14 protein-coding genes and 1 pseudogene are annotated in these 14,309 nt (G+C 40.2%); 8 read left to right on the top strand and 7 right to left on the bottom strand.

Annotated elements, in window-relative coordinates:
* Window positions 1-26 precede the first annotated feature (26 nt).
* The gene (locus tag AC0KH7_RS00895) at window positions 27-692 is read right to left on the bottom strand and encodes a sulfite exporter TauE/SafE family protein (protein WP_472369864.1); all 666 of its coding nucleotides are present in this window, start codon (window positions 690-692) and stop codon (window positions 27-29) included.
* 26 nt (window positions 693-718) lie between these two features.
* On the bottom strand, window positions 719-1,198 hold the full coding sequence (locus AC0KH7_RS00890; RefSeq protein ID WP_472369862.1) for a magnesium chelatase subunit ChlI family protein: 480 nt from the start codon (window positions 1,196-1,198) through the stop codon (window positions 719-721).
* 74 nt (window positions 1,199-1,272) lie between these two features.
* Between AC0KH7_RS00890 and AC0KH7_RS00885 the strand changes: the two genes are divergently transcribed.
* The 7 genes from AC0KH7_RS00885 (at window position 1,273) to AC0KH7_RS00855 (ending at window position 9,507) form a co-directional block, all read left to right on the top strand.
* Window positions 1,273-1,947 carry a TnsA endonuclease N-terminal domain-containing protein gene (locus AC0KH7_RS00885; protein ID WP_472369860.1) on the top strand — a complete coding sequence of 225 codons (675 nt, stop codon included), beginning with the start codon at window positions 1,273-1,275 and terminating at the stop codon, window positions 1,945-1,947.
* Window positions 1,940-3,868: a Mu transposase C-terminal domain-containing protein gene (locus tag AC0KH7_RS00880; protein ID WP_472369858.1), complete on the top strand. Its 1,929-nt coding sequence runs from the start codon at window positions 1,940-1,942 to the stop codon at window positions 3,866-3,868. The genes AC0KH7_RS00885 and AC0KH7_RS00880 overlap by 8 nt, the downstream gene beginning before the upstream one ends.
* Window positions 3,865-4,776: a TniB family NTP-binding protein gene (locus AC0KH7_RS00875; protein WP_472369856.1), complete on the top strand. Its 912-nt coding sequence runs from the start codon at window positions 3,865-3,867 to the stop codon at window positions 4,774-4,776. Before AC0KH7_RS00880 ends, AC0KH7_RS00875 begins: the two co-directional genes overlap by 4 nt.
* Before the next feature lie 2 nt (window positions 4,777-4,778).
* The gene (locus tag AC0KH7_RS00870) at window positions 4,779-5,912 is read left to right on the top strand and encodes a TniQ family protein (RefSeq protein WP_472369854.1); all 1,134 of its coding nucleotides are present in this window, start codon (window positions 4,779-4,781) and stop codon (window positions 5,910-5,912) included.
* A gap of 186 nt (window positions 5,913-6,098) precedes the next feature.
* The gene (locus tag AC0KH7_RS00865) at window positions 6,099-7,592 is read left to right on the top strand and encodes a PDDEXK family nuclease (RefSeq protein ID WP_472369852.1); all 1,494 of its coding nucleotides are present in this window, start codon (window positions 6,099-6,101) and stop codon (window positions 7,590-7,592) included.
* Window positions 7,593-8,029: 437 nt separating this feature from the next.
* Window positions 8,030-8,803: a hypothetical protein gene (locus AC0KH7_RS00860; RefSeq protein ID WP_472369850.1), complete on the top strand. Its 774-nt coding sequence runs from the start codon at window positions 8,030-8,032 to the stop codon at window positions 8,801-8,803.
* The gene (locus tag AC0KH7_RS00855) at window positions 8,800-9,507 is read left to right on the top strand and encodes a hypothetical protein (RefSeq protein WP_128384244.1); all 708 of its coding nucleotides are present in this window, start codon (window positions 8,800-8,802) and stop codon (window positions 9,505-9,507) included. Before AC0KH7_RS00860 ends, AC0KH7_RS00855 begins: the two co-directional genes overlap by 4 nt.
* A gap of 75 nt (window positions 9,508-9,582) precedes the next feature.
* Here the strand turns inward: AC0KH7_RS00855 and AC0KH7_RS00850 are convergent, their stop codons facing one another.
* The 4 genes and pseudogenes from AC0KH7_RS00850 to AC0KH7_RS00835 all read right to left on the bottom strand — a co-directional run.
* A complete protein-coding gene (locus AC0KH7_RS00850; RefSeq protein ID WP_472369848.1) occupies window positions 9,583-9,861 on the bottom strand; it encodes a DNA-processing protein DprA in 279 nt (92 codons plus the stop codon).
* Window positions 9,836-10,474, bottom strand: coding sequence for a DNA-processing protein DprA (locus AC0KH7_RS00845; protein WP_472369846.1), 639 nt, complete (start codon window positions 10,472-10,474; stop codon window positions 9,836-9,838). The genes AC0KH7_RS00850 and AC0KH7_RS00845 overlap by 26 nt, the downstream gene beginning before the upstream one ends.
* A 2-nt stretch (window positions 10,475-10,476) precedes the next feature.
* Window positions 10,477-11,940, bottom strand: coding sequence for an HAD-IA family hydrolase (locus AC0KH7_RS00840; protein WP_128384242.1), 1,464 nt, complete (start codon window positions 11,938-11,940; stop codon window positions 10,477-10,479).
* A gap of 475 nt (window positions 11,941-12,415) precedes the next feature.
* Window positions 12,416-12,544: pseudogene (locus AC0KH7_RS00835) on the bottom strand (transposase); the annotation flags it as partial.
* Between the two features lie 74 nt (window positions 12,545-12,618).
* On the opposite strand from AC0KH7_RS00835, the gene AC0KH7_RS00830 reads away from it, so the two are divergent.
* Entirely contained in the window at window positions 12,619-12,903 is a 285-nt protein-coding gene (locus tag AC0KH7_RS00830; RefSeq protein WP_128384241.1) for a hypothetical protein, read from the top strand.
* Window positions 12,904-13,098: 195 nt separating this feature from the next.
* Here the strand turns inward: AC0KH7_RS00830 and AC0KH7_RS00825 are convergent, their stop codons facing one another.
* A complete protein-coding gene (locus AC0KH7_RS00825; protein WP_225972362.1) occupies window positions 13,099-14,298 on the bottom strand; it encodes a Wadjet anti-phage system protein JetD domain-containing protein in 1,200 nt (399 codons plus the stop codon).
* Window positions 14,299-14,309: the final 11 nt, after the last annotated feature.

The following is a 14,309-nucleotide window of genomic DNA, read 5'->3' as shown; positions in this document are numbered from 1 at the left end:
TTACTTTTCCTGTCACACAAAAGCGCCTAGGCGACTTGCACACTGTAGGCCAAATACAACTGCCCCAAGCCCATCAAAACAACCAACCCACCGGCCACTTTACGCACTTTGTCATTTCGAGCCAAACGCGTGAAGAAAAATACAAACGTCCCCATCAGCAAGAGATTTGGCAAAGTTCCCAGGCCGAACGCCAACATGACTAATCCCCCTTGCAACGCCCCGCCAGCACTCAACGCCATAATCAACATACTGTACACCAAACCGCAAGGTAACCAACCCCAAACCATTCCATACAGCCAGGCCTGGCCAATTGTGCGAATGGGCATCATCTTTTGCGTTAAAGGCGCTAAACGCTTCCAAATGCCTTGGCCGCCTTTTTCAATGACCACCAAACCATTCCACCATCCGCCCAAATACAACCCAAGCACCACCATAAAAACTCCGGCGACCACCTGTAAGGACTGTTGCAATGGCAAAAAGCTCGCCAGAGACACCAACGAACTGCCTAAAAACCCGAATAGCGCGCCAATCAGAACATAGCTACTGATGCGTCCCAGATTATAGCTTAACTGGTACGGCAACATACGCCACCAGCTCAGCTGAACTTCCGGTCTCAAGTTAAAGGTCAAGGCACCAACCACTCCGCCACACATCCCCAAGCAGTGAACACCGCCCAGCAGACCGACAATCAAGGCCGTTAAATAAATCGATTCGTCATTTACAAGGATTTGTCCATACTGCGGTAGGAAATAGCTTCGGCCAGATGCGACGCTTCGACGTCGGTCTGTCCTTTCATATCAGCCAGGGTTCTGGCCACTCTTAAAATTCGGTGATACCCTCGGGCCGAAAGGCCCAAACGGTTCATGGCTTGTTCCAAAAGCTGTTTAGAAGCCGAATCCAACACCACCAAGCCTTCAAGCTGCTTCGACGTCAAAGCGGTATTTAAACAGTCCTGACGCTCATACTGCAAAGCCTGGCATTGCTGCACTCGCGCTCGAATTTGCGCGCTGGTTTCAGCGCCCGCTTCCGGCTGGCCGCTCAAAGCCTCAAAGTCCACCGGTGGCACTTCCAAATGACAATCAATGCGGTCCAACAAAGGCCCGGAAATTTTCTGCCGATACCGACTGATTTGCTCCGGAGTGTCGGAACAGCTGTCAAATACAAAATTAAATGATAATATCGGGAGTAAAAATGCCATTTTCTACAAAATTAATTGATAATCTGAGTTAAAAGATAGTACAGAAACCAAAAATCCTACAATAATAAATGAGAATGCTTGCCATGCCAGCCAGAAAAATTCCATTAAGTTATCGTAACATTACCGGCCATGTACACAGTAATAAAAGTGATGAATATACTCACTTTGAATCTGGCCTTGAACGCAAAGCACTTCTGCTATGTGAGTTTGATGACCAAATTGAAAAATTCAAAACTCAGCCAAGGCGATTTGAATTCATTCATGATGGTAAAAAAAGACATTATACGCCTGATATTTTGATTAAGTTTAAAGATGGAAGATTGCTGTATATCGAGGTGAAATACAGGAGCGACCTCAAAAAAGACTGGGAAAAACTAAAACCAAAGTTTAAAGCTGCTATACGGGAATTAAAATCAGAACCCAACACACGATTTAGGATATGGACTGAACAAGAGATTCTCTCCCCATTCTTACAAAACGTCACCTTTCTCCTCCCCTACAAAAACCGCCCATTCGAAAAATACCAACTTGCAACCATTCAAAAGATTTTATCCAGAGGTCAACCAACCCCAATTAACGAACTATTAGCTCTTTGTTCAACCGATGAAATGGAGCAAGCAGAGTTCCTAAATACACTCTGGTATGCCGTCTCAAACCAACTAGTCACCACCGACTTATCAACCCCGCTCAACATGAATCAATTAATCTGGGTAAAACCTGAATATTCCAAGGATGAAAACAATGAGTGAAACCCATTTTGAAATCGGCGCCGAAGTATTTCATGGTAACTCACGCTACAGGGTAATCGGAGTGCTTGACCTGGAACACGTATCTGTCCGCAGCTCGTTTACAGGTACCGTTAAAAAGTTACATGTTTCTGAATTATCATCTCAACCGGCAGACCCCGAAAAGCCTATTGAAGTTATCCCCGCAACAGAACTGTTAACCATTCCGGACGAAGATTGGATTAAGGCCAACAATAAAGCCATGCTGTTTAATCAAGTCATGCAGGTTAACGATGAAGTTGAAAGACGGGCAAAACTCCAAGAAGTCGCCGGCAAACTAGGCATCTCCGAACCGACGGCTTACAAACAGTTACAAAAATACAAAAAATCAAACGGAAATCCGTTATCCCTACTCAGAAAAAAACGAAAAGAATATGGCCGTTTGCAGCCCGAAGTTGAAGAGTTAATACAGAAATACATTGGAATTTATCTAAGCCCGATTCAACCCAGAGTGACGAATATTTATCGTGACTTAGCATTAGAGATTTTTGAAATTAACAAAGAACGAAAACTACCTGGTCTCGAACTACTTTCTACACCTCATATCAACACTCTTAGAGTTCGTATCTCACAACTTAGTGCATCGGAAGTCGCCACCAAAAGAGAAGGCCGAAAAGGTCGTGAAAACTTCAGGCCTATAACCGGAAAGTTTCCAAGAATAGACAAGCCTCTTGCTGTAGTACAAATTGACCACACACCTATGGACTTAACTATTGTCGATGACGAGTACCGTCTTGATATAGGGCGCCCAATCATAACCTTGGCAATCGATGTTTACAGTCGAATGGTCGTAGGCTTCTATATTTCATTGGAAAAACCAAACACCCTTCTGACTGGACTTTGCTTAGCTCATGCTATTCTCGATAAAAAGCAATGGCTACTTGATCATGACGTTAAAGGAGATTGGCCAGCCTTCGGAATTATGGATGTCATCCATACCGATAACGGTAAAGAATTCCACAGTAATTCACTAAAAAAAGCATGTGATACCTATCAGATCAGCATGACCAAAAGGCCGTCAAGAACACCCCGTTATGGGCCTCATGTTGAACGATCATTCAAGACATTTAATGATGCTGAGCTTCATACGTTACCAGGCACCACTAAATCCAACATTCAAGACAAAAAGGAATACGATTCTGCTGGAAATGCTATTTTTACATTATCAGAATTTGAACAATACTTCACCGAATTTTTAGTGAATCATTACCATCTCGAGAGGCATTCCGAAATCGGCATGTCACCTCTCCAAAAGTATAAACAAGGCATTCTCGGCGATGGTAAACAGTTAGGAAGGGGCATCCCGCCAAAAGTCGACAATCCACTTAAGTTGAAGATTGATTTTCTGCCCTACGTAGAAAGAAGTGTCCAGAAATATGGCATCCAGTTATTCGGCATTGACTACTTTCATGATGTATTACGTAAATGGATTAAGCAACCGGACAAAACGCGAAAGAACGTTCAAAAGTTCATTGTGCGCTATGACCCGCGGGATTTGAGCTCGGTTTTCTTTTACGATCCAGATATGGAGTCCTATGTCGTGGTACCGTACCGTGACACCAGTCACCCGGCGATTTCACTTTGGGAGTTGAGAGAGCTGAAACGCCGTGCGAAAGAAGCTAATCCTTCACAAAAAGCGGATGAAGAGGCTATATTCGAAGCCCGAGCCCGATTGAAACGGCTGACTGAGCAGGCCAAAAAAGAAACCAAGCATGTCCGGCGCGCCAAACAAAAAGAAGCCATCCGACAAAAAGAGTCCATTCCTTCTCTAGCAACCCAAGCTGGAGATGATTACAGCATAGGTTCAATACTGACTCCTTCAATTGAGAGTATTGACGATGAGGATTTTGACGACATCCAACCATTTGAGGACATTGAACAATGAGTCAATACAATCACTTGTTAGACAAGGCCTTTGATTTATTAGGTGCGCCAAAAGAGGAACGCATCGAATACATCAATCTCGACAAATGGATTGGGTACCCAAGAGCACAACAAATTCTTGAACGGATAGAAGATTTCATCTCTTATCCAAAAGTCGAAAGAATGCCGAACCTATTAATTGTCGGTGACAGCAATAATGGCAAGACACAAATTCTGAAGCGCTTTGCCAACCGCTACCCTTTGACGACGGATGAAGAAGACTATACAAATCGCCAGCCGGTTGTCTTTATCTCAGCTCCGGCCAAACCGGATGAAAACGCTTTTCTAATCCGGGTGTTAGAAGAAATGATTGTGCCTTACGCGAAGAACGACAGCCTGGAGGTCAAGCGCCAGAAAATTATTCGAGCTATGAACGCACGGGAAACCCGGATGTTGATTATTGATGAAATCCAACACATCATCGCCGGCTCCTACAATGCTCAAAAAGGCTTCCTCAATAGCATTAAGGACTTGAGTAACGCTTTAAGAATTCCAATTGTCGGTGCCGGCATTGAGGATGCTTTTCACGCAATACAGGTAGACTCACAAATGGCGAACCGGTTTCAGGTAGAAGTGCTGGAACGATGGGCGTTTGATTCCAAAGAAAACCGTAAGGCTTTCGCCCAATTAATTGCTACCATTGAAACAAGGCTTCCTCTGCCGGAACCATCCTTTCTATACAAAAAGCCATTTATTGAACAGCTGCATTATTTAAGTGAAGGCTTGATTGGCGAGTTGATTTTAATCATCAAACGTTTGGCCGTATACGCAATTCGTCATGACTTGCCTTCCATTGATGAATCGGTTTTCGGAGACTTGAACTTGGTACCGGCGTCGAAACGAAAGGACTTGCTCAAACGGATGCGTTAGATATGAGACGGTACATTCTTGACCCACCATTTAAAGATGAACTGATGACATCTTGGATTGCCCGAAATGCTTTGTTGTATGGAATGAAGCCAACTCAATTAGCGACCCTGATTACCAAAGATGTGGAGTCTTGGAAAAGTGATCTTGATGTATTCTTAAACGAGAAAAGAATGTCGTCCATTCTTGAAAGAACAGGACTGAATGAAACACAAATCCGGCGCTTACCGTTTTATGGCTCCTGCGAGTATTTTTACAACCAGACTGGGAAGACAAACCAGGTCAAATGGGTAATGCCCCTTGGCATAAGACAGACAGGGAAAAAGTTATTTAGCTTGCAATACTGCCCTTGCTGTCTGGCAGAAGACGGTGACAGGCCTTATTTTCGAAAGCACTGGCGATTAGGGTTTATGACAGCCTGCCCATACCATTCCGTACAGTTACATGATCGATGCCCTAAGTGCCGTAACCCGATTGATCTGAAACGACTGCAAAAACATGAAGAGGAAGTTCTTTACCAGCCGCTCGATATCGTTCACTGCTCAAAATGTGGTTTTGATTTGCGCGAGACCGAATTTGTTCCGACCATTGGCGATGAATATGAAATCAATTGCATCAATTTTTTGCAGTCCTCTCTCGGGTATGGCCATGCCGGAGATCTGGAGTTTAACTATTCAAATCTGTATTTTGAGGGCATCCGGCGTTTGTTGTCGTTTTTGGTGTGCAGCCCAAAGGGCGAAGAACTGTTTATGCACTTGCGTCAAAACTTGGGTTTGGAGCAAATATACCATCGAGAATTGATTGGCCACAATGTTGAACCAGAAAGGCTTAATATTAGTTTACGGCGCACCGGATTAATCATGATTTATTGCTTATTACAGGACTGGCCAGAGGGCTTTATAAAAGCATGCAAAGCAACTAATACGTCAACTCACTTGATTAAAACTCCCTATTTAGAATTTCCGTTTTGGGTAACTGATACGCTGTTTTTTCATATCAAGCAATACAAATATTTCGCGTGCGACGAGGAAAAATCGAATATCGTTAATTTTTTCAAGAGACGGTTAAAGAAAAAGATTAAGCCAACACAGATACAACGTTACTTAGAATACTATTTTAGAGGTATCCGCAAAAGTTAAAACAGCTTTTCTTAACGCCAGCTCTAAAGAAAAACTGTGACAACCAATATTATAAAAAACATGTTTAATTCAATATAACACGTTGATTTATAATAACTTAATTTTAGACATGAAAAACATCCTCTCAACATTATAGTAATATTATAAATAGCGCAGTGTGACAATAGGGATCTGGAGGTCTAATTTATGTCAACTTTATCCATACCATACCTACTAAAAAAACATGGGCCATTACCATCTTCAAAAATCAAGGCGTACTTAATAAAGTCAGGTGTAAGTGATGCATCAGCTAGACAGAGAATTTCTAGAGCATCTATGGGAAAAATAAACAAATTCACCTCTATTCAATTACCGAGACGAGAATCATTTTTATATCTGGAAGACCAATTTGGAACCCCTGAGTTTTGGAATAACCTATACAAGGCACACATAGAATCAAACACGGCTTACGGCCTTGCCATTAGCTCTGTGATTTCAAAGGGGGGCTGGATTCCTAAAAATCATTTTGAAATCATTAGCGGAGCTCCAGAAAGGTTAAAAAAACATTTATCAAGCGATAAAGTTATGGAGCAACTAATCAAATCAAAAATATTACTGGAAGAAATAGATCCAAGCTACGGTTCAATCTTAAAATTAACTCCCTTTTTCTTTGAATACAACAATGACATCAACAAAAATCAGAAAATCCTAGATGACATACTAGTAGATGCAATAGCAGATTGGGTCCAAAAAACCGGCTTCGGCAGTTACAATGCAATCAAGAAGAGAACTATTGATGACATTCCTAAATTTGGTCAATTTGGTTGGGATATTACAGCGCCATGCTACTTACACCCCTTCAGACACTTCAACTCAGGAAAGCTTACTCCAGGATTTGTAGTAATTGATGCCACATACTCTGCCATAGATGAAAATGCTGCAAAGTATTTTATTAAGAAGTGTGAAGCCAATCGATCTATAAAACAAATCAGGCCTTTCTTAAGCATCTTAATGGCCGAGAGGTTTACTAAAGAAGCATTTATATTAGGCAAATCTTCAGGCCTTGTATTTACAACACCTGAAATCATGTTCGGTTCTGAGGTTGCTAAAAGCTTGCATTCTTTGGCAAACACCCTTGAAAACGCTAGTGCATTAGCAGCTACAAACCCTGATCAATTGTATAAATTACTGAACTCTTTAAGCAAAATTGAAGGGGCAGCCATAAATGTTCGAGGAGCTTTATTTGAGCTACTTGTAGGGCACATTGTTCTAAAGGCGGAAGGAGATACCATCGATATTGGAGTGAAGGTTCATAATTTAGATAACCAAAAAGCTGAAATTGATGTCCGAAGAATAAAAGGTGACCACGAGGTCGCTATTTATGAATGCAAAGGATACCAGCCAAACAGAGAAATTCAGATTGCCGAAATACAAACATGGTTTAAAAAAATAGGCATCATTTACAAAAGCTTAAAAGAACAACCTTTCTTTGAGCATAGGGCAATAATCTTTGAATACTGGACAAGTGGAACCTTCTCTTCAGAAGCTAAAGAATATTTAAAGACTCGACAAGAAAAAATAAAAAAATACAAAATCGACTGGAAAGATGGTGCACAAATTATAAATTATGCAAAATCCAAAAGGCTAACCAGCATGGTTGATACACTTAACGAGCACTATGCAAATCATCCTTTATGTTAAGGAGTTAACTTATTTTGTAATTTTATGAATTCCATTTAAAATCCCGTAACTCCTCCCCTAAAAATAAATCCTTAATAGTTCCACCCCGAACAATTCTTAAGAAGAACAATAATCCTGAAACCGACATAATGGGAAAATACCTTTTTCTCTAACACCTCATACTACACAATAATCACTTGCAGTAAAAAAACTTTTCAGACCCAACATTTACATATCGCAGGCCAAAAGCTTTACATCCCTAACGATATTTTTACCTTTATGGATTAACTCTAAATTTAATTTAAAAAAACTCAATAAGATTTGTGCAATATGCTCAAAACAATATTTAAATTTTTAATAAAAACAGAAAATTAGTCGATAAAGACATAGTGAGTTGCAGTACGTTTTTTGTTAAAGTAAAATCCTTCAAATTTTTAATTTTAAAGGTCTAAAAAACTTTGTCGTATAACGAAAAGAATATAGATTTAATAATCCAATATGCCTTATTAACTGCTGGGCAGGGTGATGATTATCTCTCTCGAAGACTGGGACCTATACATTTAATTAAGTATGTATATCTTGCAGACCTTTATTATGCCCAAAAACACAATGGAACCTCATTTACAGGAATTAATTGGCAATTCTTTCACTTTGGGCCATGGTCATTCCAAGTAAACAATAGAATAGATGCTGCGACTTCAGCAATACTAGCTAATAGACACTCATTTGATTCTCACTTTAAAGATGAAGACGTAGTCCGTTGGGAGATATCCGACGATGACTTATTAAAAAGAATGTCTAGAGAGGTTCCTTCTGAAATTACCATCAAATTAAAAAACAATATTAGAAAATATTCTTCTGATACTGAGGGGCTTCTTGGTTTCGTTTATCAAACTGAACCTATGTTAAACACTGCTCCAAATGACTATATCGACTTTTCCATTTACACTGACCAAGATAAGGTTCCTATAGAAAAGGTCATGCTAAGATTTGAACAAATTTCAAATAAAAAAAAGAAAGCTTTTAGTCAGAAAATAAAAGCACTAAAGTTAGCTAGAACATTCGGCAAGAAAAAATTAATTCCGGTCACAACACCAAGGCATGATGAAATTTATAATGATGGAATAAACTGGCTAGATACTTTAGCTGGAGAAGAGTTCCCTACAGGCAGACTAAAAGCTCAGTTTTCTACAGATGTCTGGGGTTCAGATACGAGAAAAGGGAAGCAATGACTTATCCTGATGACTGTATACAAAATCTATCAAACAACTGGTGGATTGATCACCCAGAGAAAAATTTAGTTAGGGGGGCACTAATCAAGGCTTTCATCCCTCATGTAGATCATAGACCATACTCCTTTGAACCCATTGGAAGAACAAACGCTACTGATCACAGTGGGGCTGACATTGTTATTAAGCCCTTATCTGTAGGACAAAAATTTAAAGCTTCCTCTTTACCTGTTGCTGCAATGACAAAACCTGACTCAGAGATTTGGGCTGCATATAGAGCTAAAAGAAGGTATTGTTTGGTTATAGGAAATGCCAATCCAGTAGATATTGATAAAAAACTAACACAAGGCAAGCCAAACCATTCCACCTCTCCAACCGTTTTAGTTTCACCGTATTATGGTGCCTCAAAAAAAGACTCAAGGGCTGGCTATTCAGAAGCATTTGTAGAAAGAGTTAAGCATTGCGAATATCCACAGTTTCAGTGGGATCACCTTCCGATAAAAAATGGGGAATCATCGATTTTAAGACTGGATCACACCCAAGCAATCGGTGCTCACTCAATGTCGTATGAATTTACGGGATACAAACTATCAGATGAAGCTTTGGAAATACTGGATGATCATTTCAGTTGGCTTGTTTATGGAGGAGCACCTGAAAATAGTCTCCTACATGATTTCAGGTCTTTGATAGAAGAAACAATAACTTAAACAATAAATAATAAGTTTTTACTTTGAAATATCTTCCTCGCAACCTAAACTCTATTCCCTAAAAAAGCTCTTTATTCAAATATTGAGACTCAACGCCGTACTCACCATAAAGAGGCCTTTTAACCTTTGACTTTTTTCCCCATTTATCAGTAATTCATTAGCCATAATATTTGGTTCTTGATTAGCAACATCGGTTTTTGACTGCCCAACTACAACTAAATATCTACCATAATTAATTATCGATCTTGAGGCATGCAAACTCCCACCATTTAAACCGGACTGAACAAGCAGAACTGCTTTTGCTAGGGCAGCTTGGATACGATCTCTCTCAAACAAAATTGGATTTGCCAACATACGAGTTATACCCGTATTCCGTTACTAAAAGTCCATTTGACGAAATAATTTCTTCAGCTAACGCTCTGTTTTCTGCTGGATATATTTTTTCCAAACCATGAGCTAACACTGAAATTGTCTTTCCGCCTCGTTCTAAGCATGATTTATGCGCAATTGTGTCTATCCCTTTCGCAAGCCCACTAGCAATTACCCAGTTATTTTCTACAAACCAATCAGTCACTTTTTTTGCAATATATTTCCCATGTTCGGTAGGAGACCTCGTTCCAATAACAGTGACAATATTTTCTTTTAGGATAGATAAATTTCCTGCACAAAATAATACAGGTGGAGCATCTGACAACTCTTTCAGTGAATCTGGATACACATCATCAAGCTTAGATATAATGTTGTGCCCCATTTCCTCTGCTATACGTATCTGCTCTTTAGCTTTCTCATAAGCCTCTTGCACTTCAGTAGCATCAAATTTACCTTGCCCCAATTTACTGGAAAAAAAAGCGCTTTCTACTGAAATGCCTGCTATCTCAGCCGATAAAGATATCTGATTTAGATACTTTTTCCCAACGCCCTTCAAAAACCGCAATGCGAGGAGGGATTCCGTATTTTTTGAAGCCATATTTACCTATAACTCTCAACATATGAACACGGGTTTGTTTTGTCCCTAAATCCCTCGCACCCAAGAAACACCTTGTTTTCTTTTGAGTTATATTGTTTGGCCATCTTCCTTCCACAACTGGGACAATCTTTAACCTTTATGGACTCTGTGTGACTACACTTATTTTCTGCTTCAAAATAGCCAGTACAACCATAAAAATGAATACCAGATCCATCTTTGCGCTTTCTAACTCGCATCTGCCTGCCGCACTTCGGACAAATAGGAGCGTCTTCATATGTACTAACCGTCTTTGCTAAACATGCTCCGAAGGTAAAACTTACCCCTGCCCCTTCAAGAAGAGAAAATATATGGCTAAATGTAGCGCCAGTTGTAATAACATCGTCAATAATCAGAATAGATTTTCCATTCACCAAACCAATATGCTTTTGTTTTATGCTTAGCGTTTCGTGAAGTGCTCTTTCTCGATTTGCTTTTGCTCCCAAAGTTTTTAAACTCGGTGCACCTTTCGAAAACTCAAATAAATCCTCAATAAAAATCGATTCTGAGCTATTCAATTTAGCAACCCTTTTGAGCATATTTTCAAGCCTAGGATTCTTTTCTTTTTTGGCTGGTACAACTGTAACTATATCAAAAACTTTTCCCGTTCCCCTGAACAAATACAATGGTAATTGCTCTACCACCCTTGCAATTAAATTCACATAATATTGAGGAATAACATATGTCTCACTTTCTTCCTTTGCAACAATATCCTTTGATAACTGATGACTTTCATGTAATTTTGCGGTTAAGGCTGATTTTTGGCTGAAGTACCTTCCAAAGGTAATAAGCTTGATTTTATTTTTTTCAATTGGCACAAGATTACCATCTTCATTTAACGGCATGAAATTCATTTGTTTCTTAGGGAAATCAAACGCCTTGTGCTTCGCTGTTCTATCGGCAATCAGCTTTAATTCTTCATAATCGCTTAAATTATCAATGAGAGTAGAAGAGCTAATAATCACCGCCGGTATTTTTGAAATTGGATTTCTTTTTGCCCATGAAGGGGCCAGGGGTTTTATTCCAGCTTCGTAAGCGGCCACGAAGTCATTATCGTGGTCTCCTATATAGACAGCCCTATCTCCATGCTCAAAACCTAATTTTTCTAAAGCTAACTTAATTCCATTAGGTGATGGTTTCATGCCAACCTGACCAACATCGTCATAGCAAACCACTGCATCAAAAATATCAATCTCATGATACCTTAATAACTTTTCTGCATACCATCTAGGAGAGTTAGTGACCAGTCCTAAAGGTAAACCACGGTCTTTTATTGCTTGAAGCATTCCTTTCACTGGCTTAAATAATACAGATTTATGTATATTTGCATCTAAGCCCTGCCTATCGCCTTTTACTCTATAGTCCTCCAGTGTGCTAGTAGCTACTAAAGTATCATCTAAATCAAATATTACGGCTCCGATGCTTCTCATAAAATTAACCTTATATGCCTTTTAAAAAACCAGACTTTAAATCACTCATCTTCAAAACTTTTCAAATCGCACCATTTAATTATAAAAGTATTTGGGAGCATTAATTTCTTTTCTCCGGGCTCTACTAGGTTATTTCGTACATAATTCTAATGTCCAAAGCTATTAATTTTTAATAAACTTTGACATAACCGAATAGAGTATTGTCGCCATTTTTTTTGAGTAGTAAAAATTTTCATAACGGAGGTGTATTTTTGCAATTCCTCCAGTGAACTTACTAAATTAGTAGCAATTCAGATGCTTCAGCTCTTCATTAACATCAACCTTTAACTGAATAGCCGCTTTAAAAAAAGGTTCGTGATACTCACTAAACAGATTTAATATGCTGGCGTCACTTCCGGAAGCAATAAAAAAGGAATGTTGTTGGTTTTGAAGAAAAGACCTTAGCCTTTTCAAAAATACTTTACCTGGAGTTAATCGCTTTCCAGTTGTAGTAGGTGGCGTCCGAGATACCATAATCCCGACAAACCTCTTTGACCAGCCGTCCGGCTTCGACCTCTTTAAGAATCTTGACGATCTGTGTTTCGCTATAACGTGACTTTTTCATGATGCTCTCCGTTTTGCTCAGTATAAACCGGAGAACTCTAATTTAATATGCCCCTATTTTAAGGGAGGGTCACAATGCTTTATCATTTATTGCAGGGCTGGCCGGAAATCTTTGTGAAGGCCTGTCAAGTCACTAATACGTTTAGCTATATGATTAAAACGCCTTATTTGGAGTTTCCGTATTGGGTGGAGGATGCGTTATTCTTTCGAATTCAAAAGTACAAATATTCTGCTTGTGATAAAGAGAAATCGAATATTGTTAATTTTTTCGATAAGCGATTGCAGAAAAAGATCAGGCCGGAGCAGGTACGGCGATACTTGGCTTATTATTTTGAGGAGAGGAGTCGGGCACTTGATTAAAATATCTAGATGAAACCAACAATAAGGTATTCCACGAAAAGACAAAGACGTACATTTTCTATTAAGTTTAAACATGAAGCAGCCGAACTGGTTTTTGGGAAGGATTGAACATTCTTACTGTTCAATCTATCTTGAATGAAACAACAATATAAAGGGGATCAATCGAGAGTGCTCAGAATCTTCACACCCTCCCATTTAATCATTCGGAGAAACCCAGTCGATGAATTCTTGCTCCTGAAAAACTGGGGAATTCTGCAGTCCTTCGGCTTCCTTGCTCCATCCGTAGTTCTTACATATTGTTGATACTTCTTCGATTTTCTTTTGTGGAGCGGTTTTTTGCTGGCCTGTAACTACCTCTAAGGGATTCATTCGCCAAAGATCAAGAGTGTAGCCCATAGTTTTGACGCTATCGGCCAACCTTGCCGCAATCCTAAACCCTCCTAGGTCAATGTCGCCCCAGTGCAGTATTTTCGTGGGTTCTAACGATCCAAGTATTCGATTGTATGCAGCAAGAAAAGATGGTGTAGGGTTACCAGCAAGATAAACGATCAGCAAATCCTTCGCGTTTTCTGAGCTGTCAGCTGCTTCGTTGAAGCTAGCAAGATTCTCAATGGTAAGAACACGCCGAATACGATCACTTGAACAAATCAGACCTCTAATATTGTCCGGCCTGACGCCTAGATAAGGGTACGCCAGTGGAATGGCCTCCCCATCAATTTGAATTTTGCAACCCGTTGGACCACTCAGAAGCATAGGTTGAGGATGTTTTACCAAACCCAACCTTGCAAAAACATCCTCTTGTTCGCTTTCTGTAGGTTCTCCAAGAAGAAAAGCAAGCTGACGAGAGAGCGCTTCTATCCTTTTACTATCGTGGAATAGTCTGGCGCTCAGCTTCCGGAGCAAAACATCTTGTCCACCTTCAGAAAGTTTCTGCGCCGCATCAATGATATTCATGCTATCGACCAGTTGATTCGCACGCTCGGCTGCCACTCCGGCAGGGGCCTTCCCACGACGCCAGTCATCAACAATCCGGTCAACATTAGGAAGCCCTTCTCTAGCGACAGATTCTATTTTTGCAATGGCCCGCGATGCGACTTCCCAAGGTAATTCTTCACCAAGGATATTCACTACTGCTTTAGGGTCGAGTAGCGTTACTCTAGCAAGCTGGCCTCTATCTCCTGCACCGAGGTCCCAATCTACCGCTATCGCTTTTACCTTTGAGTAGATCTGAAGTCGCGCGTGATACTCCTCTCTATCTGCAAAGCGCTCAAGACGATAGTACTCCTGCAAGCTCGATTTCGTTGCTGGCAAACTCACCGAAAACTTTTCCACTGATGGTTCCAGTGCGCCATCTGCGAAAATAGCACGCGCAGCCTTTTTGATAAGACGACGCATACTCTTATCAC

The sequence above is a fragment of the Hydrogenovibrio sp. genome (assembly GCF_965140365.1).
Lineage (GTDB): Bacteria > Pseudomonadota > Gammaproteobacteria > Thiomicrospirales > Thiomicrospiraceae > Hydrogenovibrio.
This window is presented reverse-complemented; position numbering and strand designations above follow the sequence as displayed.

Bases quoted from the DNA above. Each gene is read 5' to 3' on its own strand.
- AC0KH7_RS00890 (WP_472369862.1), bottom strand. From the start codon at position 1,198: ATGGCATTTTTACTCCCGATATTATCATTTAATTTTGTATTTGACAGC.
- AC0KH7_RS00885 (WP_472369860.1), top strand. From the start codon at position 1,273: ATGCTTGCCATGCCAGCCAGAAAAATTCCATTAAGTTATCGTAACATT.
- AC0KH7_RS00880 (WP_472369858.1), top strand. From the start codon at position 1,940: ATGAGTGAAACCCATTTTGAAATCGGCGCCGAAGTATTTCATGGTAAC.
- AC0KH7_RS00875 (WP_472369856.1), top strand. From the start codon at position 3,865: ATGAGTCAATACAATCACTTGTTAGACAAGGCCTTTGATTTATTAGGT.
- AC0KH7_RS00870 (WP_472369854.1), top strand. From the start codon at position 4,779: ATGAGACGGTACATTCTTGACCCACCATTTAAAGATGAACTGATGACA.
- AC0KH7_RS00865 (WP_472369852.1), top strand. From the start codon at position 6,099: ATGTCAACTTTATCCATACCATACCTACTAAAAAAACATGGGCCATTA.
- AC0KH7_RS00855 (WP_128384244.1), top strand. From the start codon at position 8,800: ATGACTTATCCTGATGACTGTATACAAAATCTATCAAACAACTGGTGG.
- AC0KH7_RS00850 (WP_472369848.1), bottom strand. From the start codon at position 9,861: ATGTTGGCAAATCCAATTTTGTTTGAGAGAGATCGTATCCAAGCTGCC.
- AC0KH7_RS00845 (WP_472369846.1), bottom strand. From the start codon at position 10,474: ATGGCTTCAAAAAATACGGAATCCCTCCTCGCATTGCGGTTTTTGAAG.
- AC0KH7_RS00840 (WP_128384242.1), bottom strand. From the start codon at position 11,940: ATGAGAAGCATCGGAGCCGTAATATTTGATTTAGATGATACTTTAGTA.
- AC0KH7_RS00830 (WP_128384241.1), top strand. From the start codon at position 12,619: ATGCTTTATCATTTATTGCAGGGCTGGCCGGAAATCTTTGTGAAGGCC.
- AC0KH7_RS00825 (WP_225972362.1), bottom strand. From the start codon at position 14,298: ATGCGTCGTCTTATCAAAAAGGCTGCGCGTGCTATTTTCGCAGATGGC.